The sequence below is a fragment of the Streptomyces sp. NPDC051963 genome (assembly GCF_044593495.1).
Classification (GTDB): Bacteria; Actinomycetota; Actinomycetes; order Streptomycetales; family Streptomycetaceae; genus Streptomyces.
The window spans coordinates 146,805-172,051 of record NZ_JBIUCC010000009.1; the positions used below are offsets into that span (position 1 = coordinate 146,805).

The 25,247-nt window shown below is 70.7% G+C and carries 21 protein-coding genes; 13 read left to right on the forward strand and 8 right to left on the reverse strand.

The annotated features are described in order from the left end of the window. Positions 1 to 375 precede the first annotated feature (375 nt). From ACIHFB_RS35070 to ACIHFB_RS35085, 4 genes are all read left to right on the forward strand, one after another. Positions 376 to 1,269, forward strand: a complete 894-nt coding sequence (locus ACIHFB_RS35070) for a hypothetical protein (protein ID WP_400129025.1) — start codon at positions 376 to 378, stop codon at positions 1,267 to 1,269. A gap of 107 nt (positions 1,270 to 1,376) precedes the next feature. After that, positions 1,377 to 1,832, forward strand: coding sequence for a hypothetical protein (locus ACIHFB_RS35075; RefSeq protein WP_365280772.1), 456 nt, complete (start codon positions 1,377 to 1,379; stop codon positions 1,830 to 1,832). A gap of 69 nt (positions 1,833 to 1,901) precedes the next feature. Further along, a complete protein-coding gene (locus ACIHFB_RS35080) occupies positions 1,902 to 2,366 on the forward strand; it encodes a hypothetical protein (protein ID WP_400129026.1) in 465 nt (154 codons plus the stop codon). A gap of 6 nt (positions 2,367 to 2,372) precedes the next feature. Then, entirely contained in the window at positions 2,373 to 4,457 is a 2,085-nt protein-coding gene (locus tag ACIHFB_RS35085) for a peptidoglycan-binding protein (RefSeq protein WP_400129027.1), read from the forward strand. A gap of 101 nt (positions 4,458 to 4,558) precedes the next feature. Here the strand turns inward: ACIHFB_RS35085 and ACIHFB_RS35090 are convergent, their stop codons facing one another. Further along, a complete protein-coding gene (locus ACIHFB_RS35090) occupies positions 4,559 to 5,545 on the reverse strand; it encodes an ArsR/SmtB family transcription factor (RefSeq protein WP_400129028.1) in 987 nt (328 codons plus the stop codon). Between the two features lie 173 nt (positions 5,546 to 5,718). Between ACIHFB_RS35090 and ACIHFB_RS35095 the strand changes: the two genes are divergently transcribed. From ACIHFB_RS35095 to ACIHFB_RS35125, 7 genes are all read left to right on the forward strand, one after another. After that, a complete protein-coding gene (locus tag ACIHFB_RS35095) occupies positions 5,719 to 6,597 on the forward strand; it encodes a hypothetical protein (RefSeq protein ID WP_365280783.1) in 879 nt (292 codons plus the stop codon). Between the two features lie 96 nt (positions 6,598 to 6,693). Further along, entirely contained in the window at positions 6,694 to 7,182 is a 489-nt protein-coding gene (locus ACIHFB_RS35100; RefSeq protein WP_365280786.1) for a hypothetical protein, read from the forward strand. A 173-nt stretch (positions 7,183 to 7,355) separates the two neighbouring features. Continuing rightward, a complete protein-coding gene (locus ACIHFB_RS35105) occupies positions 7,356 to 8,102 on the forward strand; it encodes an FHA domain-containing protein (RefSeq protein WP_365280788.1) in 747 nt (248 codons plus the stop codon). Then, the gene (locus tag ACIHFB_RS35110) at positions 8,099 to 9,493 is read left to right on the forward strand and encodes a protein kinase (RefSeq protein ID WP_365280791.1); all 1,395 of its coding nucleotides are present in this window, start codon (positions 8,099 to 8,101) and stop codon (positions 9,491 to 9,493) included. Before ACIHFB_RS35105 ends, ACIHFB_RS35110 begins: the two co-directional genes overlap by 4 nt. A 116-nt stretch (positions 9,494 to 9,609) precedes the next feature. After that, positions 9,610 to 10,179, forward strand: coding sequence for a M23 family metallopeptidase (locus ACIHFB_RS35115; protein ID WP_365280794.1), 570 nt, complete (start codon positions 9,610 to 9,612; stop codon positions 10,177 to 10,179). Positions 10,180 to 10,330: 151 nt separating this feature from the next. After that, positions 10,331 to 10,900, forward strand: a complete 570-nt coding sequence (locus ACIHFB_RS35120) for a peptidoglycan-binding protein (RefSeq protein WP_400129029.1) — start codon at positions 10,331 to 10,333, stop codon at positions 10,898 to 10,900. A gap of 124 nt (positions 10,901 to 11,024) precedes the next feature. Further along, positions 11,025 to 12,761, forward strand: a complete 1,737-nt coding sequence (locus tag ACIHFB_RS35125; protein WP_400129030.1) for a protein kinase — start codon at positions 11,025 to 11,027, stop codon at positions 12,759 to 12,761. Positions 12,762 to 12,816: 55 nt separating this feature from the next. Here ACIHFB_RS35125 and purH read toward each other — a convergent pair whose 3' ends face one another. Then, complete coding sequence (gene purH / locus ACIHFB_RS35130; protein WP_400129031.1) at positions 12,817 to 14,400, reverse strand: bifunctional phosphoribosylaminoimidazolecarboxamide formyltransferase/IMP cyclohydrolase; 1,584 nt, start codon at positions 14,398 to 14,400, stop codon at positions 12,817 to 12,819. Next, positions 14,397 to 15,026: a phosphoribosylglycinamide formyltransferase gene (gene purN / locus ACIHFB_RS35135; RefSeq protein ID WP_400129032.1), complete on the reverse strand. Its 630-nt coding sequence runs from the start codon at positions 15,024 to 15,026 to the stop codon at positions 14,397 to 14,399. Before purN ends, purH begins: the two co-directional genes overlap by 4 nt. A 347-nt stretch (positions 15,027 to 15,373) precedes the next feature. Between purN and ACIHFB_RS35140 the strand changes: the two genes are divergently transcribed. Then, entirely contained in the window at positions 15,374 to 16,189 is an 816-nt protein-coding gene (locus ACIHFB_RS35140; RefSeq protein WP_365280809.1) for a hypothetical protein, read from the forward strand. 9 nt (positions 16,190 to 16,198) lie between these two features. Here ACIHFB_RS35140 and ACIHFB_RS35145 read toward each other — a convergent pair whose 3' ends face one another. Further along, complete coding sequence (locus tag ACIHFB_RS35145) at positions 16,199 to 17,878, reverse strand: DUF6350 family protein (RefSeq protein ID WP_400129033.1); 1,680 nt, start codon at positions 17,876 to 17,878, stop codon at positions 16,199 to 16,201. Positions 17,879 to 17,974: 96 nt separating this feature from the next. Here ACIHFB_RS35145 and ACIHFB_RS35150 point away from each other — a divergent pair, with 96 nt between their 5' ends. Next, a complete protein-coding gene (locus ACIHFB_RS35150) occupies positions 17,975 to 19,120 on the forward strand; it encodes a helix-turn-helix domain-containing protein (protein ID WP_400129034.1) in 1,146 nt (381 codons plus the stop codon). Between the two features lie 78 nt (positions 19,121 to 19,198). Here the strand turns inward: ACIHFB_RS35150 and sucD are convergent, their stop codons facing one another. The 4 genes from sucD to ACIHFB_RS35170 form a co-directional block, all read right to left on the reverse strand. Then, a complete protein-coding gene (sucD, locus tag ACIHFB_RS35155; protein WP_400129035.1) occupies positions 19,199 to 20,083 on the reverse strand; it encodes a succinate--CoA ligase subunit alpha in 885 nt (294 codons plus the stop codon). 22 nt (positions 20,084 to 20,105) lie between these two features. Further along, a complete protein-coding gene (sucC, locus tag ACIHFB_RS35160) occupies positions 20,106 to 21,284 on the reverse strand; it encodes an ADP-forming succinate--CoA ligase subunit beta (RefSeq protein ID WP_400129036.1) in 1,179 nt (392 codons plus the stop codon). A 540-nt stretch (positions 21,285 to 21,824) separates the two neighbouring features. Continuing rightward, positions 21,825 to 23,675 (reverse strand): hypothetical protein, encoded by a 1,851-nt coding sequence (locus ACIHFB_RS35165; protein ID WP_400129037.1) that lies wholly within the window; start codon positions 23,673 to 23,675, stop codon positions 21,825 to 21,827. A gap of 324 nt (positions 23,676 to 23,999) precedes the next feature. Next, positions 24,000 to 25,100, reverse strand: a complete 1,101-nt coding sequence (locus ACIHFB_RS35170) for a hypothetical protein (RefSeq protein WP_400129038.1) — start codon at positions 25,098 to 25,100, stop codon at positions 24,000 to 24,002. Positions 25,101 to 25,247 lie beyond the last annotated feature (147 nt).

The following is a 25,247-nucleotide window of genomic DNA, read 5'->3' on the forward strand; positions in this document are numbered from 1 at the left end:
GCATCGGCGGGAGTCAGAAAGTCCGGAAAGTACGCGGCCCTTGGATAAAGGGGCAGGAAAACGCTCCGCAAGACACGCTCCAGCCCCCTCTCCCGAAGCTGTTGCCGTGCCGTGCGATACCACCCGGCGTAGGCCCACCGCCCCCTCCGCGACTGTAATCGGTGCAGACTCGCGGCGATCTCCGAGAGCGGATCAGGCGCGGTGGCAATTCGGGTTCTCGCCAGATCCGCGTAGCTGAAATGAATGCGGAGCATGTCGTTCTCCCCCATTGAGCTCGGCTTTTGCTCTACAGCGCAACAGCATTGGTTCGGCACGGTCAGCGGGGCGATCGTAGGTCGCGGAGATCAAGACGCGATAAACGGGGGTTCAACGGGCATGAGGCGCATGTTTAGTTCGGCCTGCGCGAGTGTCGCGATCGTCACCGCCACGACCGCCGGCTGCACCGCGGCGGCCGAACACGGCGGCCAGGGACGTGAGTTGACAGCGACCGAGGAGGTCGTGGTACGGCGTGCCGAGCAACTGCTCGTCAAGGAGTGCATGGAGAAGAAGGGCTTCAAGTACTGGGTGGGGGCCCTCCCGACGGTCGACGACCTGAAGGGCGACGGCTTCTTCCTGACCAACGTCGGCTGGGCAAAGCGGAACGGCTACGGAAGCCGGCTTCAGAAGAAGGCCCAGAACGTCCAGCGCGACGACCCGAACAGCGCATACGCCAAAACGCTCCCGCGGGAGGAACGCGCCCGGTACAGCGACACACTGCTGGGCTCGACGTCGAGCGGGATGCTGACGGCCGACCTTCCCGTCGGCGGCGCGGTCCAGGCACCTCGTGACAGCTGCCTGGCCGACGCCAAGGGCCGGCTGTACGGGGACTTCGAGACCTGGTTCCGGGCCGAGAAGACGGCCACGAACCTGACGCCTCTGTACCAACCGGACCTCGTCAAGGACCGGCGATTCACGGACGCGGTCAAGAAGTGGTCGGCGTGCATGCGAGTGGCGGGCCATGACTACGCCAAGCCGTCGCAGGCCCGCGAGAAGCTCACCGAGCTCACCGAGGGCCTGAGCGAGGAGAAGGCGTACGCCGTCGAGGTCGACCTCGCGGTCGCCGAGGCCACCTGTGCCAACGAGACGCCGTTGGCCAGGACGACACGCACGCTCGACACCGAGTACCGGGAGAAGCAACTCCCGCTGTACGGCGATGACATCGCCGCCTACGAGCGCATGAGCCTGGACGCGCTCGCCCAGGCCGAGGAGATCACCGGCTCGACGGCCTGACCCAGCGCCTGTCGTCCGGGGACCGGGCATCCGGACTTCCAGTCTTCCGCGGCGCCAGAGCCGCGGGGCACCGCAACACCACATCCACACACAAGGAGTGATGCATCATGCGCAAGATCCTGGCCATGGCCACGACTCTCGGTCTCGCGGGCCTCGGGGCCCTCGTCCCGGCAACCGGCGCCCAGGCCGCCACACCCTGCGACAACGCTTACAACGCCCTCGATCCCGGCAAGTTCGCCGCGTACAACGCCACCAACTGCGGCACCCTTCTCGGCAGCACCGAGGGCCAGGACCAGGACTGGGGCAACAGCACCGGCGTCTTCCAGGGCAGCGACACCAACCAGGCGACGTCCCTCATCAACAAGGGCACGAGCGGCATGCGCGTCCAGCTCTTCAACGGGACGGGGGACGACTGGGCGGGCGGTCACACCTGCCTCACCCAGGGCGAAAAGTACATGAGCAGCCTCGACAACCAGTACTTCACCACCGGCATCGAGGTGAACAACCAGATCAGTTCCCACCGGTGGATCTGGTCGGGATGCGGGACGGTCCTGGACTCCTGAGCCGACCCCCACCCGTGGCCCGCCACCTCCCGGCGGGCCACGGGCAACACCTGAGACAAGGAGCCCACCATGCGCACATTCTCCGCCACGCTGACGGCACTCGCCCTCGCCGCTCTCGGGGCCCTCGTCCCGGCAACCGGCGCCCAGGCCGCCACACCCTGCGACAACGCCTGGAACAGCGCGCCGCCCGGCTACCTCTACCTCTACGGGTCCACGAACTGCAACGGCCTCCTCGCCCGGGCCGGCGCCGATGACCCGGACTGGGATGACACCTCCGGCCCCGTCCGCGGCCTCGACACGGGCGATGTGGGTTCCCTGCTCCAGAAGGGAACCACCGGCATGGCCGTCAAGCTCTACGAAGGCCCGGGTCACACCGGTGACCACGTGTGCCTGACTCGCTCGGAGCCCTATGTGAGCGAGACATCGGAGCTGACGTTCCCCGACGGCCGCCCTGTGAACTCCATCCGTTCGCACCAGTGGGTGTCGGCGTCGGAGTGCGCTGCCCGAGACCGTCCGAACCGAAGAAAGCAGTGATGTCGAATGCCGTCCATCACCATTGAGAAGCGCTCCACGTGGGCCCAGTACATCTCTCTCATTCCGGAGCCCGACAACCAGGACATCATCGCGAGATACAGCAAGCCCCCAGAGGTGTCCAACAGGGCATGGGAGCCCTGGACGGGCGGTGTGTTCATTCACTACATGGGGAAGGGAGGTTCGTTCTCCTCGGGCTCGGAGACAACCTGCCGGAAGGAGATAGCGAGCATCTTCTCGGACCACTGGTACGAGGCCGAGGACATCATGTACAACTTCCTGGTCTGCCCCCACGGAATCATCTACGAGGGCCGGGGTTACCAGAGAGGCGAGGCCAACGGCGGCCGCACCATCGACGTGGGCGGCCGGACACTCGGCCGGAACACCGCCTTCTACTCGATCCAGGGAATGCTGGGCACCCAGGACGAGCCGACGACCGTGATGCTGACGTCGATGAGGGATCTCATCCACCATCTGCGGTACGAACTCGGCTCCGACCGGAAGGCCGGGGAGCTGATTTTCCCGCACAGCGCCGACGACTTCCCCACGAAGTGCCCGGGCACGTTCCTGTCGCCGTACGCGAACAACGGTTCGTTCATCGACCCCGAACCGCCGGTGTCGGGCGGCACCGGGAACAAGCCCGCTCCCGCCCCGCCCGAGTTGAGGATCATCTCCCGAGCGGGCTGGGGAGCCCGGCCGCCCCGAGACGTGGCGAAAGTCCCGGCCTCGGAACGCGCGGGCTTCGTCGTGCACTACTCCGCCGGCCCGCCCACCCAGACCGTACGGGCGATCCAGAACTACCACATGGACTCGAACGGCTGGTGGGACATCGGCTACAACTTCCTCGTGGACCAGGGCGGCCGGATCTACGAGGGGCGCGGCTGGGACAACGAGGGCGCGCACACCCGCGGTTACAACAGATCGCACATCGCGGTGTGCTTCATCGGCCGGGACGGTGACGCCACCGTGGCGGCGAAGAGAGCGATCCGCAGCCTGTACGAGAAGACCAACAGCGTCGTCGGCCGGACCCTCTCCACGACGTATCACAGCGCTCTGGACTCCACGCAGTGCCCGGGCAACGACCTGCGGTCATGGGTGGGGCAGGGCATGCCGACGGACGGGCTGTCGGACGTCGTGGGCGGCGGCGACGGTACGCCCGGCGACAGCTCCGTGCGGGCCGTAGCAGCGCAGCAGCAGGCGGTCAACGGCCTTGGACACACCCCGCAGTTGGTGGTCGACGGCATCTTCGGACCCAGGACCGAAGCGGGGGTCAAATGGCTCCAGAACAAGGTCGGTACGGATGCGGACGGCATCTGGGGCCCGAACACGGAGGCCGCGTACCGCGCCTACATCGGCACCGGCACCGGCAGCAACGGCCTGACCTCGATCCGGTCGATCGCCTCCCAGCAGAGCGCCGTGAACAGCCTGGGACACTCCCCGGAGTTGGACGTCGACGGCATCTTCGGTACCAAGACCGAGGCCGGGGTCAAATGGCTCCAGGACAAAGTCGGCGTCAGCGCCGACGGGTTGTGGGGACCGGCCACGGAGGGCGCGTACAACGACTACACGGGCGGAAAGGCGCCGCACTCCGACGGCGGCCTCACGACGATCCGTTCGGTCTCCTACCAGCAGAGCGCGGTGAACGGACTCGGACACACCCCGCAGTTGGACGTCGACGGCATCTTCGGGCCGCGTACCGAAGCGGGCGTGAAGTGGCTCCAGGGCACCGTCGGGGTCACCGCCGACGGGCTGTGGGGGCCTGACACCGATGCCGCGTACGGCCGTTACGAGGACGGTGCCCGTCTGACGGTGGACGGCGTTTTTGGCCCGAGCACCGTCTCCGCGACCCAGCAGGCCATCGGCGTCACCGCGGACGGCGTATGGGGCCCGGATTCCAGGCAGGCCCTGCAACAGCACCTGAACAACTGGGCCGACGCCGAGCTGACCGTGGACGGCGACGTGGGCACGGCCACGGTGAAGGCCCTCCAGCGACACCTCAACACCATGATCGGCGCGGGCCTCACGGTCGACGGCGACTGGGGTTCGGCCACGACCAACGCTCTGCAGGCCGCCCTCAACCAGGGGAGGTTCTGACCCGTCGAGCGTGCTGACCTGACCGGGCCGCGCGGTCTCCGGCTCCCTGGGGGGAGGGCCGGGGGCCGCGTTTCCCCATGCGGGGCCGCGCGGCCGGCTGCTCAGCCGCCGTGGACCAGGGCGGTGCCGAGCAGGGTACGGCGGTGCAGGACGCTCGTGCCCGTCCGCTCGGTGGTCACCAGGCCGGCGCGGCGCAGTACGGCCGTGTGGCGGCTGACGGTCGAGGGTGAGGTCGTCAGGCGGGCGGCGAGCGAGGTGGTGGTGTGCGGAGTGCCGAGGTGACGCAGCGCGGCGGCGCGGGTGGGGCCCAGCAGGTCGTCCAGGGCCGTTGTCGCCGGGTGGTCGGGGGTGTCGGGCAGCCACAGCGGGCCCCGGGGGACGGGGTAGACCAGCACGGGCTGGAGGTCGGCGTCGGCGAGGGTGACGGGTATGTGGATGGCGTAGAGGCTGGGGATGACCGTCAGGCCGCGGCCTTGCAGGTACAGGTCACGGTCGACCGGGTAGTCGGCCTCCAGGACCGGCGGTCTCCAGCGCAGGGTGGGGCCGAGGTGGGCGAGGAGTGCTTCGCTGCCGTGGTCGAGCAGACGCTGCACCTGGCTCTCGCGGTCGGCGCCGACCTGGGTGGCGGAAGCGGTGGAGCAGGGGGCGAGGGCGGCCTGGTGGTAGCGGCGCAATGCCGTACCCAGGCGCCGCAACGCGGGCGGCCGGCCCCGGGCCAGGTCGTCCAGCCAGCCGGCCGGCCGGGCGACCTCGTCGGCCAGCAGGGCGATGTCGGTGCGCAGCCGCCGCTTGCCCGTCGTGAGAACTGCCTCGATCCCCGTCTCCAGGTCGGCCGAGGGCCCGTTGGCGGCCGGGGTGAGGAAGTCCGGGAAGTATCCGGTGGGAGGCACCAGCGACATCAGCAACCGCACATCCGCGCCCAGGCCGGCGCCGGCCAGCGAGGAGCGAGCACGGCGCGACCACGCCGTGAAGAAGAAGTCCGGGCAGGCCAGTTGATGCAGGCTCAGCACCGACTCCCACAACACGTCCGCCCGCTGCGCCAACCGCACCCGCCCCAGATCCGCGGCGGTGAAATGAATACGAAGCACGTGTCACCCCCCCATGCGCTGCCCAGGCCGTCTCTAGGACGCGGCACAGGGGGAGGTCGGTTTCTTCCTCGGGTCCCCTGGAACTCTCCAGGTACCCACGGCTCCGTACACGCCCCACAGTGATGCACGAGCGCCCACCACAGAGGAAGGCGCTCCAACGGGGGAGACGAAACGTGGGACGACGCGCCATGTCCGCACTGACGGCGGCGACGATCATGCTGGGGGTGTTGGCGGGGTGCCGCGGCGGCTCCGACCAGGGCGCGGCCGGTGAGCAGGTCCGGAACCTGACCCCAGCCGAGGAGCTGCGGATCTCGGATGCCGAGCAACTGCTGATCAAGCGCTGTATGAACCGGGCCGGCTTCCGCTACTGGACGTGGCATGTGCTGTCGGCGGCGGAGAGGCGGCCGATCGGCTATGTGCAGGACGACGTCGCCTGGGCGCGCGAGCACGGGTACGGCAGCCGGATCGCGGCCAAGTCCGAGTGGGGGCGGAAGCACAACCCGAACGGTGCCTATCGTGGCTCGCTCCCGGTCGCCCGGGGCAAGGCGTACGACGCAGCTCTGGACGGCGGACCGGGCACTCCCGTACTCACGGCGGAGGTACCGGGTGGCGGCACGATCCACCGCCGGGCGGGCGGTTGCGTGAGCGAGGCTCAGAAGCAGTTGTACGGCGACCTCGACACCTGGTTCCACGCGGACAAGGTGGCTGACAACCTCCGCCCGCTGTACGTACCGGAAGTGATGCGCGACAAGCGGTTCGGGGAAGCGCTGCGGGCCTGGTCGGCCTGTATGCGCCGGGCGGGCCATCACCATGCGGACCCGGGCCGGGCGCGCGAGGCCGCGACGAAACGAGGTTTCGCGACCGAGACGGAGATCGCGGCGGCAGACGCGGCATGCGCTCGCGAGACCTCACTGAAGACGGTCGGCAAGGCCCGGGAGGCGTACTACGTCGAGAAGTTGACCGCCGACTACGGCGAGGAACTCGCGACGCATCGACGGCTCCGCTGGGAAGCCCTGGCTCGGGCCGAGAAGCTCGTCGGCCCCAGGCGCTGATCTCGCCCGAGCTCCGTTCACAGACTTCCGCGGCGATTCGTCGTGGACCGGCATGCCTGGAACAAGGCAGCCATAAGCACTCAAACAGGAGGAAAGATGCGAAAGCCATTCATAGCCATCGCCGCCCTCGCGCTGGCCGCCGTCGGTGCCGGAATACCGGCCACGACCGCTCAGGCGGACGAGCTGAGCGTACGCGGGCCCGGCTGCAATGCCGTATGGCCCGACGACCGCAACGGCAACGTCTACGCCTGGTCGGGACGAGACTGCACCGGCATCCGACTCGGGTACACACAGGGGGACGACGCGAACTGGGCCACGTCGTCCGACGACGACTTCTACGGCTCCGACAACGACAACGCCGAATCCGTGATGAACGCGGGCTACCCCGCGGGCGAGGACGTCGTCGCGTTCTACCGCCACGCCAACTACGCGGGGGGTTACGGCTGCCTCGACTCGGACGAGCTCTACGCCGACGATCTGAGGGACAACTACTTCACCGGCACCAACATCAGCATGGACAACCAGATCTCGTCCCACCGATGGGTCTACCCCAGTGGCTGCCTCGCCGGAAGCTGGATCAGCTGAGCAGCTGACGCCGGCTCACCCGTGGCCCGCCGGTACCCCCGGCGGGCCTCCCGTGTCCGGCGTGCCGCCCGTCGCCGCGCCGCAAGCCTTTTGCGGCCTCCCGCAATACCCGCTCCTCGCATCCCGACTCCCCCTAACCTGCCGCTAGTTCATCCATGGGGGAGGAAACGCACATGCACAGCATCATCGTCGTACCCGGCAACAGCTTAGGCACCGGCGACCAGTTCCACCTCACCTGCGGTGACACCCTGTCCTTCGGTCGCAACGGCCGTACGGGGACCTCGTCGGGCCCGCATCTCACCATCCCGCACGAGGGTGTCTCCCGAGACGCCGGAGAGATCACGGCCGTGGAGGCGCACTGGACGCTCAGCAACCTCAGCGGCGCGCAGACGTACGTCGTCGAGAACCCGGAGGGCGCCGGCGAGCATGTCAAGGTCGCGCCGGGACGGCTGGCGGCGCCGATCCCGTTCGAGTTCTCGCGGGTTGTCCTGCCGGCCGGCAGCGAGTTGCTGAGCTTCGACGTCTGGGCACCGCGCCATGACTACCTCGACCGGCCGGGCCCCAGAGCCGGCGCGCCCACCGCGTCCGCGTTCCCGCTCGACCGGGACCGGCGCTACTTCCAGGTCCTCGTCGGCCTGTGCGCAGCCCGTCTGCGCGGCGAACCGCACGCTCCGCTGCCCACCGCCGAGGAACTCACCGAACTGCTGCGCCCCAACTGGCCTTCGGTGTCGCGCACTTCGGTGCAGTGGAACATCGACTACCTGGCGGTGAAACTACGGCTGAAGCCCGCCCCGGACACCGTGGCCGAGAGCGGCCCCCGCCTCAACGGCCGGAAGGAACGGCTCGTCTCCCTCGCGCTGCGTTTCGATCTCGTACGGGAGGACGACCTCGCTCTGCTGAAGCACGGTGCCGAGCGATGAGCCTGGACGCGACGCCGCACACCGTGTCCGTGCCGAAGGGGTATCGGGTCGGGGCCTGGGAGGTGCGCGAGCCCATCGCGTCAGGGTCCTTCGCCAGCGTGTACGTCGCCCGCCGCGCGGATTCCGCCGACGCGGCACAAGACCTCCCCGCCGAGGTCGCCCTGAAGTTCCTGCCCACCGGCACCCGCACCCCACGCCAGCTGTGCCACCTCCAGGAACTCACCCGGCGCGAGACCGAGTTGCTGCGCCGACTGCAACGCCCTCGCCTCATCCGGATGTACGACACCCTGACCGTCGACGACCCGGACCAGCCGTACCTCGACGGTGCCACCGTCCTCGTACTGGAGCGTGCGGAAGGCTCCCTGGACCTGTTGCTCGACCGGCCGGGCGAGCGGCGGGCGGCGGGCGGGCGGGCCGTCGCCGTCCCCGGCGGGCCTTCGCTGCTCGCCCAGATCTGCGAGGGCATCGCCCACCTCCATCACGCGGGCTGGGTGCACGGCGACCTCAAGCCGGCCAACGTCCTGCTGATGGCGGACGGTTCGGTACGGCTCGCGGACTTCAACATGGCCGCCGAACTAGAGGGCACCCACGCCTACGCGCCCGCCTTCGCGAGCTCCGACTACTCACCGCCGGAGCTGCTGTGGGCCGAGGTCGGCGAGCAGGGCCACCGGATCCGGCCCACCGCCGACATCTGGGCCTTCGGCGTCCTCGCCCACCTGGTCCTCACCGGCGCCCTGCCGCTGCCCGGAGCGACACCGGGCGCCCGCCGGGACGCGGCCCTGCGCTACGCCGACGGCCGCACGGAGCTGCGCCTCTCGCCCGAACTCTCGGACGACTGGCGGCAGATCGTCACCGACTGCCTCGCTCCCACACACGCCGCCCGCGCCCCGTACGCCGCCCTGTCCCTGCTCCGCCGGGTCGAGGCCGCGGCCGGGGCCGCCCGCTCACCGCGCCTGCCACGGCTGCAACCGCGCCGCGGCCCTCACCCGGCCCTGCTGGGCGGACTCGCCCTGGTCGCGGCCGGGTCTCTGGCCACGGCGGGGTTCCTCGCCCTGCGCGAGCCCGCGCCCCAGGGGTACGCCCGCTGCGACCGCGGTGACGTCTGCTTCTTCACGAAGGCGGACGGACAGGGCGAGATGTGCGCCTGGTACGAGTTCGACGACAACTGGCTGGACGGGGCCATCACTTGTGACTGGGTGAAGCAGACCAGGCCCAAGTCCGCCTTCAACAACGGCTACGACCTCGTGGACGGCGACCCGCTGGAGGACGTCAAGCTCTTCGGCCGGGCCGGGAGGGTGGCACCGGTCGGGTGCATCCAGTCCAACGCGAAGGTCAACCTCCCGGGCGACGGCCTGTTCGTCCGCTCCCACGACTGGGTGACGGCCTGCTGATGCCCTACAACTTTCGAGGTTCCCGGCCGTCGCCGTTCCGCGCATGATCGATGCGTTCGGTCACAGCAGGAGCACGACAAGCAGTTCGACGGACTTCACAACGGGGGGGACCACTGATGAAGGCGCTCACAGCCGCCGCACTGACCCTGGCGGTGAGCACGGGGCTCGGCACGGGGACGCCGTCGTACGCCGGAGGGCAGTACGAGGCGGCAGCCACCAAGCCCAAGTTCCAGATGCCGTTCGAGTGCGACACCCACTGGCAGCTCAACACCTACGACAGCGGCCACAACCCGGCGCTGGACATCGTGGTGAAGGGCAACACCGGGTCCGGCGGAAAGCCCGTCCACCCCGGCTACCAGGGCAAGGTGGCCCAGACCTTCTGGGACAACGGCGCCGGCAACGTGATCATCATCAGCCACGGGGGCGGCTGGTACACGGCGTACTACCACCTGAAGGACAAGCACAACAAGTACGTCCAGAAGGGCGACAGCGTCACCGCGAAGACGCTGATCGGTCATATCGGCGCCGAGGGCAGCTCCACCGACTGGGCCCACCTGCACTACGAGCAGCGCTACCGGACGGACGGCATCCCGACCGAGGATCACCGCAGGCCCGCGCACTTCAACGGCAAGCAGTACACGGGCGTCGGCAAGACGTGGAAGGACGTGACCAGCAAGAACTGCTGACGCCCCGGACCGGGGACCGAGGGGGGAACCGGGGGCGAGGGGCGCACCGTACGCATGGTGCGCCCCTCAGGCGTGCCACCTCGTCATGCGATCATGATCATGGCAAACGCGCCACACGTTCCACGGGGGAAGGACCCACATGAAGTTCCGTATGACCCGCACCCGTCTGACCACCGCCGCGGTGAGCGCCGCCGTCGCGGGCGCACTGGCGGTCAGCGCCTCACCGGCTTCGGCATCTGCGTCCAACGGCTACGTCAGCGGCGGCGGCTCGTTCTACGACGACTTCGCCGACGAGGGCACGCTGTCGACGTCGTCGCACAAGGACAGCAACGCGACCTGCCTGTGGCAGATCATCCTTTACGCGGAGGGCGTCAAGGAGAGCAACGGAACGCAGTTCGACTACGCCGACATCGACGGCAAGTTCGGCTCGAACACCGCGTACGCCACCAAGCAGTTGCAGAAGGCCTGGGGGCTGACGCAGGACGGCAAGGTCGGCAAGAAGACGTTCGGCTCGGCCGACGACAAGTGGAACGCGTCGACCAGGGCGGGTGAGCTGGAGTACCGCAGCACCGGTTCGACCTCCGCCACGAAGTACAAGATCCGCTACCACGGCTCCCGCTACTACTTCGACGTCTACCGCACCTCGTCCGGCATGTACCGCTTCCTCCACCAGGACGCCTGGCGCCTCGCGAGCTACAGCAACAACAGCGGCTGCAACTGATCACCCCTGCGCTCGTCGGCCTCAGGGGCACTCTCCCGCCCCAGGGACGATAGCCTCGCGTCAACTCGCGTGGCACAGCGGCGCGTTGTGTGCAGAGGGATCAGCAGGATCAGTCGGGGGACCCATGACAGACCAGTGGCAGCCCATGCCGTCGAACACCCCGGCGTCGGATGACGCCGCGTTGAAGCAGGCGGGCGCCAAACCGCTGCAACCGGCCGACCCCGGCCGCATCGGACCCTACGTCCCCCTCGGGTTACTCGGCAGCGGCGGCATGGGGCGCGTCTACCTCGCTCGGCCCGCCGACAGCACCCCCGGCCTCGCCGCCGTCAAGGTGATCCGGCCCGAGTACGCCGAAGACCCCCGGTTCCGGCGGCGGTTCGAGCGGGAGGCGTCCGTGCACGGACGCGTGCACACGCCGCGGGCGCCGGATCTGCTCGGCACCGGGTTCGACGACTCCTTGCTGTGGATGGCGACGCAGTATCTGCCCGGCCTCAATCTCGCCGACGCGGTCCGCGAGTGCGGCACGCTGGAAGTCGCCGGGGTGTGGCGGCTGGTCGCCGATCTCGGGCAGGCCCTGTCGGCGCTGGCCGCCGTGGGCGTCGTACACCGGGATCTCAAGCCGTCGAACGTGATCCTGTCCCTACAGGGCGCGCACGTCATCGACTTCGGCATCGCGCAGGCCGCCGACAGCAGCGCGATCACCTCGACCGGGAGCCGGGTCGGCACGCCGGCCTTCATGTCGCCCGAGTATCTGCGCGAGGGACGGTGCGACACCGCCTCCGACGTGTTCTCGCTCGCGGGAAGCCTCATTTACGCCGCCACCGCGCACGCCCCCTTCGGGGACGGAACGGGCGTCGACGTGATGCACCGTGTCGCCTTCGAGCAACCGAAGGCGGAGGTCATGGCCGAACTCGCCGCCGTGGACCCGGCGTTGGCCGCCCTGCTGTCCGCCTGTCTCGCCAAGGATCCCGCCGGGCGCCCCGTCCCCGAGCAACTCACCGACGCCGCGACGGGCGTCGGTCACGGCCACGTGGCCTCCTGGCACGAGCCGCTCCACGCCCGGCTGCTCGCCCGGCAGCAGGCCTGCGCCGTACTGGAACGTGTCGCCGTCCCGGAGCCGGGTCAGGAGACCGTCCAGTTGCGTACGTCGCCCGGGCAGCACACCACCTCCGCGCAGGTGCCCGGCGGCGAGCGGCGCAAGAAGCGGAAGGCGTACCTCGCGGTCGCCGCCGGTCTCGCCGTGTGCGCCGTCGTCGCGGGCGCCGTCCTCCTCACCCGCGCGCCCCTCGACGAGACCGCCTCGGCCGCACCGACGGCAGTCGGCACCGCCGACGACAATCCGGCCTCCCCGCTCCCCAGCTCCTCCGCCTCGCCCTCCGACGACGAGAAGGAGGAGAAGGGGAAGGACAAGGGGGAAGGGAAGGGAAACGGCTCCGGGGAGGAGAAGGGGGAGGCGTCGCAGAGCGCCGGCGCGTCCGTAGGCGGTGCCGATGGAGCGCGCTCCACCCCCGCCGACGACATCACCGCCACCGCCACGTCCGACGGCAACGCGAGTGGCGGCAGCGCCCCGACCGCCACGCCCACCAAGACCGCCACGACGCCGGCCACCCCGCCCTGGATCTCCCAGTGCACGTACTACTCCGGCACCGAACTGACCACCCGGGGCGACAAGGGCCAACGCGTCGTCCAGGTGCAGTGCATGCTCACCGAGCGCGGCTACAGCGTCGGCGGCGCGGGCGTGGACGGGCAGTTCGGCCAGGACACGGTCGCCGCGGTCAGGCTGTTCCAGAGCGACAAGGGGCTGGAGGTCGACGGCGAGGTGGGGCCCAACACCTGGGCCGGGCTGCGCAGTTCGTCATAACGGCGTGGGGCCCGCCGGTCGAAGACCGGCGGGCCCCACAGCGCTGCGTGCAGTCTCAGTGGAAGAAGTGCCGCGTGCCCGTGAAGTACATCGTCACGCCCGCCTTCTTCGCCGCCTCGACCACCAGCTCGTCACGGACCGAACCGCCCGGCTGCACCACGGCCTTGACGCCGGCCTCGGTGAGGATCTCCAGGCCGTCCGGGAAGGGGAAGAACGCATCGGAGGCGGCGTACGCCCCCTGCGTGCGCTCGGCGCCGGCCCGCTCCACCGCGAGCTTCGCGGAGTCGACGCGGTTCACCTGGCCCATGCCGACGCCGACCGAGGCGCCGTCCTTGGCGAGGAGGATGGCGTTGGACTTGACCGCCCGGCACGCCTTCCAGGCGAAGGCGAGCTCGCGCAGGTCCTCGGGGCTCAGCGCCTCACCGGTGGCCAGCGTCCAGTTGGCGGGGTCGTCGCCGTCGGCCTGGAGGCGGTCGGTGACCTGGAGGAGGGCGCCGCCGTCGATGGGCTTGATCTCGGCGAGATGCTGGGGCGCGCCCGGGGCCTTGAGCACCCGGATGTTCTTCTTCTTGGCGAGGGCCTCCAGGGCCCCCTCCTCGTAATCGGGTGCGACGACGACCTCGGTGAAGATCTCGGCGACCTGCTCGGCCATCTCCTTGCTCACCGGCCGGTTGACGGCGATGACCCCGCCGAACGCGGACAGCGGGTCGCACGCGTGCGCCTTGCGGTGCGCCTCCGCGACGTCCGAACCGATGGCGATGCCACAGGGGTTGGCGTGCTTGATGATCGCGACGCACGGCTCGTCGTGGTCGTACGCGGCACGGCGGGCGGCATCCGTGTCCGTGTAGTTGTTGTACGACATCTCCTTGCCGTGCAGCTGCTCGGCGAGGGCGAGGCCGACATTGCCGGGGGCGCCGGTGGGCGCGGTGTCGATGTAGAGCGCGGCGGGCTGGTGCGGGTTCTCGCCGTAGCGAAGGGTGCTCTTGCGCTCCAGGGTGGCGCCGATGAAGTCGGGGAACCGGGATTCGTCGACGGGGGCGTAGGTGCTCGCGAACCAGCCGGCGACCGCGATGTCGTACTCGGCCGTGTGCCGGAACGCCTCGGCGGCGAGCCGCTTGCGGGTGCTGAGGTCGAAGCCGCCGGTCTGTACGGCGTTCAGCACGTCGGCGTAGCGGGCCGGGCTGGTGACCACGGCGACCGACGGGTGGTTCTTGGCGGCGGCGCGGACCATCGACGGGCCGCCGATGTCGATCTGCTCGACGCACTCGTCGGGGGACGCGCCCGAGGCGACGGTCTCCCGGAACGGGTAGAGGTTGACGACCACCAGGTCGAAGGGGGCCACGCCCAGCTCGTCGAGCTGCTGCCGGTGGCTCTCCAGGCGCAGGTCGGCGAGGATGCCGGCGTGGACCTTGGGGTGCAGCGTCTTGACCCGGCCGTCCAGGCACTCGGGGAAGCCGGTGAGCTCCTCGACCTTGGTGACGGGGACGCCGGCGGCGGCGATGCGGGAGGCGGTGGAGCCGGTGGAGACGAGTTCCACGCCCGCCTCGTGCAGGCCGCGGGCCAGCTCCTCCAGGCCGGTCTTGTCGTAGACACTGACCAGCGCGCGACGGATGGCTCGCTTGTTGCTCTCGGCGGTCACTGGATAACTACCTTTCGTCCCTCAATGCGATAGCCGTTGCGGGCGAGCCGCCCCACGACATCGACGAGCAGCCTTCGCTCGACTTCCTTGATGCGCTCGTGCAGAGCGCTCTCGTCGTCCTCGTCCCGGATCTCCACCACGCCCTGAGCGATGATCGGTCCGGTGTCGACGCCGTCGTCGACGAAGTGGACGGTGCAGCCGGTGACCCGGGCGCCGTACGCGAGCGCGTCCCGTACGCCGTGGGCTCCCGGAAAACTGGGCAGCAGCGCGGGGTGCGTGTTCACGACCCGGCCGCCGAAGAGGGCCAGGAACTCCTTGCCCACGATCTTCATGAACCCGGCGGACACGACCAGGTCCGGCTCGTATGCCGCGGTCGCCGTCGCGAGGGCCGCGTCCCACTCCTCGCGGCTCTCGAAGTCCTTCACCTTGCACACGAACGTGGGCAGCCCGGCGCGCTCGGCACGGGCCAGCCCCTCGATGCCCTCCCGGTCCGCGCCGACGGCCACGATCTCGGCTCCGTACGCCTCGGTGCCGGCGGTCTCGATGGCGTCGAGGAGCGCCTGAAGATTCGTACCGGAACCGGAGACCAGCACGACAAGGCGCTTGGCCACGGGCTTGGCGGCCACGGTGGGGCCCTTTCTCGGGGGAGCGTTTTCCGTACGGCCGACGGTGCGTACGTGCGGTATGTACGTTCGTACGAATGCTTCGCGCCCCCGGATACGGGGAAGTCTACGAAGCGGCCGACCGTCAGCAACGATACCGGCACACCGGGCGGCCCCCATGGGACGGGGGCATGGCCGGAAGGTAGCGTCTGCGAGGAACGGACTGGGGAACGCGGTCGGCCTGTGGAGCGTTTCACCAAGGGACCGCCCACACAGGACCGGTCAGCAGCAACCACGAAGCCGTAGTAGCCGTAGTAGCCACAAAGCCTTGGCCGCCACGTCGTTATCAACAAGGGGAAGACGCTCACTTGATGCCGGACCGCAGCCTGCGACTCCTCACGCTCCCCCAGCAGTCGGTGCAGGGAGGGGAGCGCAGCGCCGTGCTGGTTCTGCGGGAGCGCCCCGCCTCGCCGCCCGACGCGCCCTCGGGCAAGCCGAACGGCGACGAGCAGGGCGGCCCGGCGCAGGAGGACAACCCGTTCGCGCCGCCGCCCGAGGGCACACCGGACCGCCCGTGGCGGCCACGGCGCCCGTCGGGCGACAACTCCTCCGGCGACGGTGACGGGGGTGGCGACAGCGGCTCGCGCTCTCCCTGGGGCAGCCAGTGGAGCGACCGCCAGCCCGGCCGCTCCCCCGGCGGTTTCGGCGACCGCCCCGGCGGCCAGGGCGGTCAGGGCGGCGGCCCCGAGGGCGGCCCGGGCGCGGGCGGCCCCGGGTCGAACATGCGCTGGGACCCGACCGACCCCTCCCAGCGCCGCGCTCGGTACTCCCTGCTCTCCGGCATGTGGGCCTTCTTCTTCGCCCTCTTCAGCTGGCCCTATGTGGCCCTGCTGCTGGGCGCCCTGTCCCTGTACTGGGGCATCACCGCCCTCCGGGCCAAGCCCCGCACCGCCGACCCCGACAACCCGGCGCCGACCACGAACGCCCGCCCTCAGACGACGGCCGCGGTGTCCGGCCTGGTCACAGCCTCCCTCGCCATCGCCCTCGTCGCCGCGACCTTCACCGCCCAGCTGGTGTACAGCGACTACTACACCTGCGTGAGCGACTCCCTCACCAACGAGGCGAAGCAGACATGCAGCCAACTGCTGCCGGAGGAGCTGCGGGGAGTACTGGGCACGGGAAGCTGACCACTGCTGTCAGTCTTCTGGTGACTGCGGCGGCGGCACCACCTTCTCCAGCGGTGCCCAGCCGGCGTCATCGCGCCACGCCGGTTGCGGATCACCGTCGGCGGGCAGCAGGTCGTACTCCTCGGAGGCATCGTCCTGTTCGGCGGGCGGCGACGGCTCGCTGGACACGGCCGCCGGCGTGACCTCAGGCGTCGCCGTCTCCGAGGCGTCGGCGCTCTCCCCCTTCGTACGGGAGAACCAGCCCCCGCCAGAAACCCGCGCCGCTCCGCGCCACCTCCACCCCTTCCGGCACCGCCAGGCCCGCACCACCACCGCCACCACAACCGCCACGCCCGCGGTCCACCCCATCGCCGCCCCGCCCGTCTGCCACCACACCGGCCCGAACCGAGCCAGCGCCGCGCCCCCGAGCGGCCCGCCCGACAGGACGGAAAGGACGGCGAACAGCCCCCCGCACAGCACAGCCGCCAACCCGGCCGTCCCCGCGGTCCGCCTGTGCCCCCAGGCAGCGCTCGGCGCACTCGCCCCGTCCCCGGAGCCCGTGGCACTGCGCCCCAGGGAAGCCACCCCACTCCAGGTGTCCGCCACCGCCCCTCCCTCGGAGCCCCCCGCCTCGCGCCCCCCGGAGGCCGACCGCCCCACGAACCACCCCACCGTCACCCCGGCCACCACCGGCACCACCCCCGCCGCCCAGTTCACCGGCGTACCGACCCCCGCATCCGGCACGGCCGCCAGCAGGGGGAACGGCGGCAGGAGTGGGGCCGGGGCCGAGGACAAGGGCGTCACGACGTGGCCCACACCCAGCGTGAAGCCCGGGCCCAGGGCGTACGACGCGCCCCACACCGCCGCGTTCGGCACCAGCGCGACGCAGAGCAACAGCACCGCGAACTGCCCGGACCCCCCTTCCGTCAGCTGAAGGAAGGACGCCCTGGCCGCCTCGCCGTGCCAGACCAGTGACACCGCCAGCAACAGCGCCCCACCGCCGACCAGCACGGCCGTACCGGCGCCCGCGGCTCGTGCGGCGGCGGCGAAACGGGACCGGAAGACGGGCCGCAGGACAAGACGCCGTACCCGCGCCGGCATATGGGGCAGCGCGCTGTTGATCAGGTCGTACGGGCGGGTGTGCGCCGTCCACACGCCCGCCCCCGCGGCCACCGCCACGACCAGCGGCACGCACACGCACACCCACAGCCATGACGGTCGCAGCGCGCCGCCCGACGCATACACCGCCGCGGCCGCGGCGACGACGACATAGCCGAGGACGACGCCCGTCCACGCCACCGCCGGCTCCGGCACCTCACCGTTCCGGCCCCCCTCCTCCTCACTGTCGTCCGCCGCCGCGTCCCGCGCCGCCCGGTGCACCAGCAACACCGGGAGCGCGAGCAGCAGCAGCGGGGTGACGCCGACCGGCGCGGGGACGCCGGAGAGCGTGTCGGTGCGGATCAGTTCGGCGCCGTGCGCCAGCAGCCACAGCGAGGCGGCGACATGCAGCGCACCGGTCGGCCCGCTGTCGGGATACGGCGAGCTGATCCACAGCACCAACACCATCACCGCGAACGACCCGAGCCCCAGTCCGGCCGCAAGCGCGCCACCCAGCAGGCTCGCGCCCAGCCCGGGCGACGGGTCGCGCAACCGGCTGAGCAGGAACGACAACGGCGATCGGCGAACGGTCATCTGGATCACGCCCGCCATGCTCCCAACGACACGCGCTTTCTCGTCGTAACAGGCGAACTACCGATGTGTCGCCCAATATATGTTTATGTACTTTTTCCCACGGAGGGGTGAGCCGTGACGCAGAGCCCTTCAACCCCGCTCCCCCCGCCCAAGGAACGCCGACGGCTGCGCGAGGCCCGGTCGTTGACGCAGGCTCAGGTCGCGGCACGGGTGGGGGTCGACTGCGAGACCGTCCGCGCTTGGGAGACCGGCCGGACCACTCCACGCGGCCGGAGACGGGAAACGTACGCCAATCTGCTGGCCGAACTCGCGGCCGAGAAGAAGGTGACAGCAGGTCAGGAACCCGCAGAGGAGCCTGCTCCCGTGGCCGCCGACGTCGCCGACAGCCCCGTAGAAGCCGCTGAACCGCCACCCTCACCCTCGTCGCTCACCCCGGAAGCCGTACCCGACCAGCTGTCCGACGCCCTGACGCCCGCTCAGGCCTTCGACGCGCTGTACGCGTTCTGCGCGCCCGCGCTCGTGCGGCAGACGTTTCTGCTCACCGGGCGCCGTGAGCTCGCCCGTGAGTCGGTCGAGCGGGCCTTCCAACTCGCCTGGCAGCGCTGGCCGGAGGTGGCCCGGGACCGGGACCCGGGGGGCTGGGTGCGGGCGACGGCCTACGAGTGCGCCCTCTCCCCCTGGCACCGCCTCCGCCCGCGCTACCGGCACCCCGAAGCACCCCCCGCCGACGCCACGGACCGCGCGCTGCTGGAGGTCATCCTGAAACTCCCGCCGCCGCACCGCCGCACGCTCCTGCTCTACGACGGGGTGGGCCTCGACCTGCCGGAGACGGCGGCGGAGACGGAGGCGAGCACACCGGCGACGGCGAACCGTCTGCTGCACGCGCGCGGGGCGATCACCGAACGGCTGCCGGAGCTGTCCGACCCGGCCGAACTCCACCACCGCCTCACCGCCCTCGCCTCCACGGAACGCCTCCGCGCCGCCAAGCCCCTGACCGTCCGCAGCGGCAGCGAGCGCCGGGCCACCTTCTGGACCCGTGCCGCGATCGCGTTCACCGTCGCCCTGATCGGCACGACGGCGCTCACCCTGCGCACGGCACCGACGCACTACGAGCCGCCGGTGTCGCCGGGGGCCGACGTGCAGGGCGTGCCGGCGAGGCAGGCGCCGGGGGCCTTGTCGCAGGAGGAGCTGGAGCTGCGGGAGGAACTGCGGGAGGAGACGGTGAGCGGCCCGGACAGACTCGTGCCGCTGAACGAGTGAGCGGGTGAGCGGGTGAGCAGACACGGCAGTGGGCCCGCACCCCCAAGGGGTACGGGCCCACAGGCGTTACTCGGTCACTCAGCCGGCGAGCAGCTCACGCGCCAGCTTCGCCGTCTCGGTCGGGGTCTTGCCGACCTTGACGCCCGCGGCCTCCAGGGCCTCCTTCTTGGCGGCGGCCGTACCGGAGGAGCCGGAGACGATGGCGCCGGCGTGGCCCATGGTCTTGCCCTCGGGCGCGGTGAAGCCCGCGACATAGCCGACGACCGGCTTGGTCACGTTCTCCTTGATGAAGGCCGCGGCCCGCTCCTCGGCGTCGCCGCCGATCTCACCGATCATCACGATGAGGTCGGTGTCGGGGTCGGCCTCGAACGCGGCGAGCGCGTCGATGTGGGTGGTGCCGATGATCGGGTCACCGCCGATGCCCACGGCCGACGAGAAGCCGATGTCCCGCAGCTCGTACATCATCTGGTACGTCAGCGTGCCGGACTTCGAGACCAGGCCGATGCGGCCCGGCTTGGTGATGTCGCCCGGGATGATGCCGGCGTTCGACTGGCCCGGGGTGATGAGACCGGGGCAGTTCGGGCCGATGATCCGGGTCTTGTTGCCCTGCGACACGGCGTAGGCGTAGAACGCGGCCGAGTCGTGGACGGCGATGCCCTCGGTGATGACGACCGCGAGGGGGATCTCGGCGTCGATGGCCTCGACGACGGCGGCCTTGGCGAAGGCCGGCGGCACGAAGAGGACGGATACGTTCGCGCCCGTCTTCTCGATCGCCTCGGCGACCGTGCCGAAGACCGGGATCTCGGTGCCGTCGATGTCGACGGAGGTGCCCGCCTTGCGGGGGTTCACGCCACCGACGATGTTCGTGCCGTCGGCCAGCATGAGCTTGGTGTGCTTCATGCCCGTGGCACCGGTCATGCCCTGGACGATGACCTTGCTGTCCTTGTTGAGGAAGATAGCCATGGCTGTGTCTGTCCCTCTTCCCTTACTTCGCAGCCGCGAGCTCGGCGGCCTTGTCGGCCGCGCCGTCCATGGTGTCCACGCGCTGGACCAGCGGGTGGTTGGCGTCGGACAGGATCTGGCGACCCAGTTCGGCGTTGTTGCCGTCCAGACGGACGACCAGCGGCTTGCTGACGTCCTCGCCCTTGGACTTCAGGAGCTCCAGGGCCTGGACGATGCCGTTGGCGACCTCGTCGCACGCGGTGATGCCGCCGAAGACGTTGACGAAGACGGACTTGACGTCCGGGTCGCCCAGGATGATCTCCAGGCCGTTCGCCATGACCTGCGCGGAGGCGCCGCCGCCGATGTCGAGGAAGTTGGCGGGCTTGACCCCACCGTGCGCCTCACCGGCGTACGCGACGACGTCCAGGGTGCTCATGACGAGACCCGCGCCGTTGCCGATGATGCCGACCTCGCCGTCGAGCTTGACGTAGTTGAGGTTCTTCTCCTTGGCTGCGGCCTCGAGGGGGTTGGCCGAGTCCTTGTCCTGGAGGGCCTCGTGGTCCGGCTGGCGGAACTCGGCGTTCTCGTCCAGCGAGACCTTGCCGTCGAGGGCGATGACGTCACCGGAGGCGACCTTGGCCAGCGGGTTGACCTCGACCAGGAGGGCGTCCTCCTTGATGAAGGTGTCCCACAGGGTGACGAGGATGTCGGCGACCTTCGCCGCGACATCGGCCGGGAACTTCGCGACCGCGACGATCTCGCGGGCCTTCTCCGGGGTGACGCCCTCGTTGGCGTCGATCGGCGTCTTGGCGACGGCCTCCGGGCGGGTGGCCGCCACCTCCTCGATCTCCACGCCGCCCTCGACGGAGGCGATGGAGAGGAACGTGCGGTTCGCACGGTCGAGGAGGAAGGAGACGTAGTACTCCTCCACGATCTCCGGAGCGGTCTCGGCGATCATCACCTTGTGGACCGTGTGGCCCTTGATGTCCATGCCGAGGATGTCCGTCGCACGGGCGACGGCCTCGTCCGGGGTGGCGGCGAGCTTCACGCCACCGGCCTTGCCACGCCCGCCGACCTTCACCTGGGCCTTGACGACGGACTTGCCACCGAGACGCTCGGTGGCTGCGCGGGCCGCCTCAGGCGTGTCGATGACTTCACCGGCCAGCACCGGTACATCGTGCTTGGCGAAGAGGTCCCTCGCCTGGTATTCGAACAGGTCCACGCGCTTCCGTCCCTATCAGTGATCTCGCGGTTCGTTGGATGCGTGGGCGTGCCGCGAAGGGCAACGTGACGTCCGCATGTGTCACAAGGGAGGCGCACACGGTGTCCGAGCGCGCGGCATGTCCGTCTCGCAGATTATCGCCGCTGCACGGGGGTCTCTAAATCAGGGGTCACACCTGAGCGGTGATACCTGTCACATGATGCCGCGATCACTGGCACGGCGTGCCGCAGGTGAAAGGCCTCACCGGGCTGGGGTTGACCCGGTGAGGCCTCTTCAACAGCCCCTCAACGGCGCAAAAGCGCCGCCTCGGGGGTGCTGGGCCGGTTGATCCCCACCCCAATGGGGATCAACCGGCCCGCCCGCGGGGTCTCGGCCGGACGGTCCGACGGGTTTCGGCCGTCCGGGTCCATTGCCGCGGAGTCGCTCCGCTGGTGGTGCCGTGATGAGCCCGTTGTTCGTCTGCGGGCCCGTCGTGGCTGGTCGCGCAGTTCCCCGCGCCCCTTGCGGGGCGCTGCAGAACCGCACATGACCTCGCGGGGGTCAGATGCTGTACGGGGTGCCGGTGAGGTTCTGCGCGTAGCCCGGGGTGATCGAGTCGGCGATGCCGTCGACGCCGGTGACGGCGTTCTCGGCGAGCGGGTTCACGGTGGTCCGGACGGTCTCGGTCACGTGCTGTGCGAAGGGCTGGACCTGGCCGGTGACACCGTGGACGAACGGGCCGACCTCACCGACGACACCGCCCACCAAGGGCTGCACCTCACCCGTGACGCCGTACGCCAGCTCCGTGGTGCTCCCGCCAACGCCCCGCACGACCGGGCGGACCGTCTCCACGACCGTGTCGACCAGCGGCTGCACCGCCCCGGTGACCCCCTGCGCGAACGGCGGCACCTGGCCCACGACGCCCTCGGCGAAGGGCACCGCCTGCCCGGCCACGCCCTGTACGAGCGGCGGTACGGCGCCGACGACGCCGCCCGCGAAGGGCTCGACGTCACCCACCACGCCGTACGCCAGCGCGGTCGCGTCACCGACGGCCTGCTGCGCGACCGGGACCACGCCGTGCACGGCGATGTTCGCGACGGGCGGCAGGACGGCGTCCGTGGTGTCGTCGGCGATCCGGCCGACCAGACCGGTGGCGTACGGCGGTACGTCCGCGACGACCCCGCCGACGACCGGCCGCACACCGGCCACGGCACCGCCGGCGACGCCCTGCACATCGGCGACCGCCCCGGTGGCGACCGGCGGCACGCCCTGCACGACGCCGCCCGCGACAGGCCGGACGTCCGCGACGACGCCGTACGCCAGCACGGTCGCGGCGTCGACGGCGTGCCCGGCGGTGGAGCCGACCCCGGCCACGGTCTGCCCGGCGACCGGCGTCACGCCGTGCACCGCGTGGGTGGCGGCGGGCACGACCCCGCCCACGGCGCCCTCGGCGACCGGCACGACACCGGCCACCGCCCGCCCGGCCACCGGCACGACACCCTTCACAGCGGCGCCCGCGACCGGCGGCACCACCGCGACGACCGTCTCCTCGACGACCGGCGCGACCGTCCCGGTGACGTGCTTGGGGACCGCGGAGACGGAGGCCTCGGCGGCTGTGGTGGCTCGTGCGGCGGTGGCCCGGGCGGTGTCGGTCACGCCCGTCGCGGTACGGCCGGCGCCCGCGACCATGTGCTGGGCCTTCGTCCGTACGACGCCGTCGATGCCCTGGGCCTGGGAACGGGCAGCCGACTGCGTGCCCTGGAGCTTCGTCTGGGCGGCGGCCAAAGCCCTCTCCAACTCGGGGGCGAAGGCGGAGAGGGGGCCGAAGAGGTAGTCGATGCCGCCGTGCGGTGCGGTGGTGGCGTCGGAGGCGGTGGTGTGGACCGTGGCCGTCGCCGTTGCCGTGGCGTGCTCGGCGGTGGCCTTGGCCTCGGCCTGCGCGGCGCGTGCGGCCTTGGCGCCCTGGATCGCCTGGGCACCCCGCACCTTGGACGCGTGCGGAACGGTGACCGAGGCGTCGACGTACCGGCGGGCCTGCTCGGTGGTGCCGGCGGTATCGGCCGTGGTCGTCCTGGCGGCCTTGTCGGCGGTGCCGAGGGCGCCGGTGGCCGTCTCCCGAGGGGAGGTCGAGGTCGCCCCGGTGGTGTCCGCGGCGCCCGAGACGGTGTCCGTGACGCCGGTGACGACGGAGTCGACCGTGTCGGTGACGTTCCCGAGCGTGTCGGTGAGGGTGGTGGTCACGCCCGAGGTGACGTCCGAGGTGACATCGGTGGTGACGTCGGTGGTCGTCGCGTCCGGCGTGGAGAGGGAGGAGGCGGGCAACTCGTCGGCGCTTGCCACGGAGGACCCGAGCGCCCAGGCGCCGGTGACACCGGCGGCTATGACGATGGAGCGGCGGATGTTCTTGTTCATACGTGCGTCAGATCCTTAGATCCTTGAGGGTTCGAGAGACCCGGGGAGGCCCGAAGGCCCTTGGAGCTCACGGGACTTCGGGAGGCTGGGACATGTCCGGTGCCGCCGCACCCCGATCGCGTCCGTCATCCGTCATCCGTCAGTCCGTCGTTCCGCCACGGTCCGGGGAGAGTGAACCGGTGGACGCGGATGTGGATCCGGATGCGATGACTGGTGCCGATACGGCTCCGGCGGCTTCCGCCCGGAGATCGGAGGGGTGTCCGGACGGGAGGGCAGACCTGGTCCGCCCCCGCGCGGCAGGTCTACGGCGGGGGTAGGTCTGCCCTATGCCGGGGAGACCGGAATGTCCGGGTGGCTGTCCCGGGTCTCGGCCGCGTCGGTACGCGCGGCGGCGCCGGCCACCAGCCGCAGCGGCGCCCGGTGGTTCAGCTGAACTGCATGCGCGTCGCCGTGCCGCGACGTACCGGCGTCGGCCGCCGAACGGTTGCCCAGCGAACCCCCCGGATCACCCGCGGGCTCCTGCCGCTCGGGCGCGTACTCGGTGGGCTGGACGCGATGCCCGGCGACGTGTGTCACGTCGCCGGCCGGTGTCACGTCTGCGACGAACGCCGGGCCGTAAGCGACGACCGCCGCCTTGTCCGTACGTTCCTCGGCGGCGCGTTCGTCCGTCGCCTTGCCGCCCGCATCCGCACCCGGCTGCGGTGTCGCCGTGACCGGAGCGGGGAGTGTCTGCCCCGGAAGCGCGGGAAGAACAGGCAGTTCGGGCAACCCCGGCAGGAGGCCGGGGAGTTCCGGCAGCGCCGGCGACTCGGGCAGCAACGACAGCGGCGGTATCTTCCCCTGCACCTCGGCCAGCCCGTCGGCCAGCCCCTGGGTCACACCCGTCACCAGATCGCCGACCGGCCGCACGACCTGCTCGCCGACCGACCCGACGACGTCCTCTGTGACCGGCCGAAGGATCTGGTCGGTGACTGGACGAAGCACCTGGTCGGTGACTGGACGCAGGACGTTGTCGGCGTCGGGCCGGGAACTGGGCGAGGGCGGCGTGGCGGGGGGCGACGTCGGGTTCGGCTGCGGGAGCCGCTGGTCGGCCTTGTCGCCCTGGGGGGCGGTGGCCTCGGGGGCGGTGGGGTGCGGGGCGATCGACTCCGGCGCCACAAGGTCGAGGAGGTCGAGCTCGGGCAGCGCCGGCTTGGTGAGGTTGGGCTCGGCCGCCTCGGAACTGCCTTGTCCGGGCGTGCCATTCGGCCGGGGTGTGCCCGGAGCCGGCGCCGCTTGCGTATGCCGCACGACCTCGGACAAGGTCGCCGAGGGCACCCCGTCCGCCGCCTGCGCCTGCTCCCCGTAGAGCAGCCCGAGTGCGAACAACCCACTCACCAGCAGCGCCAGTTGCAGCGCACGCCGTCCGGCCGCCGTGCGCATCACGCGCAGAGCGGCACCTGACGGGGCTGCTGAGCAGGTCAAGAGGGGACGGGTCCTCCCGTGCGGCGGAACGAGCGACAAGTCAGCGCGGCGCATCCGGGCAAAGGGAGCGCGCGTACCACTGACAAGGCGCCTCGATCCTTGCACGCG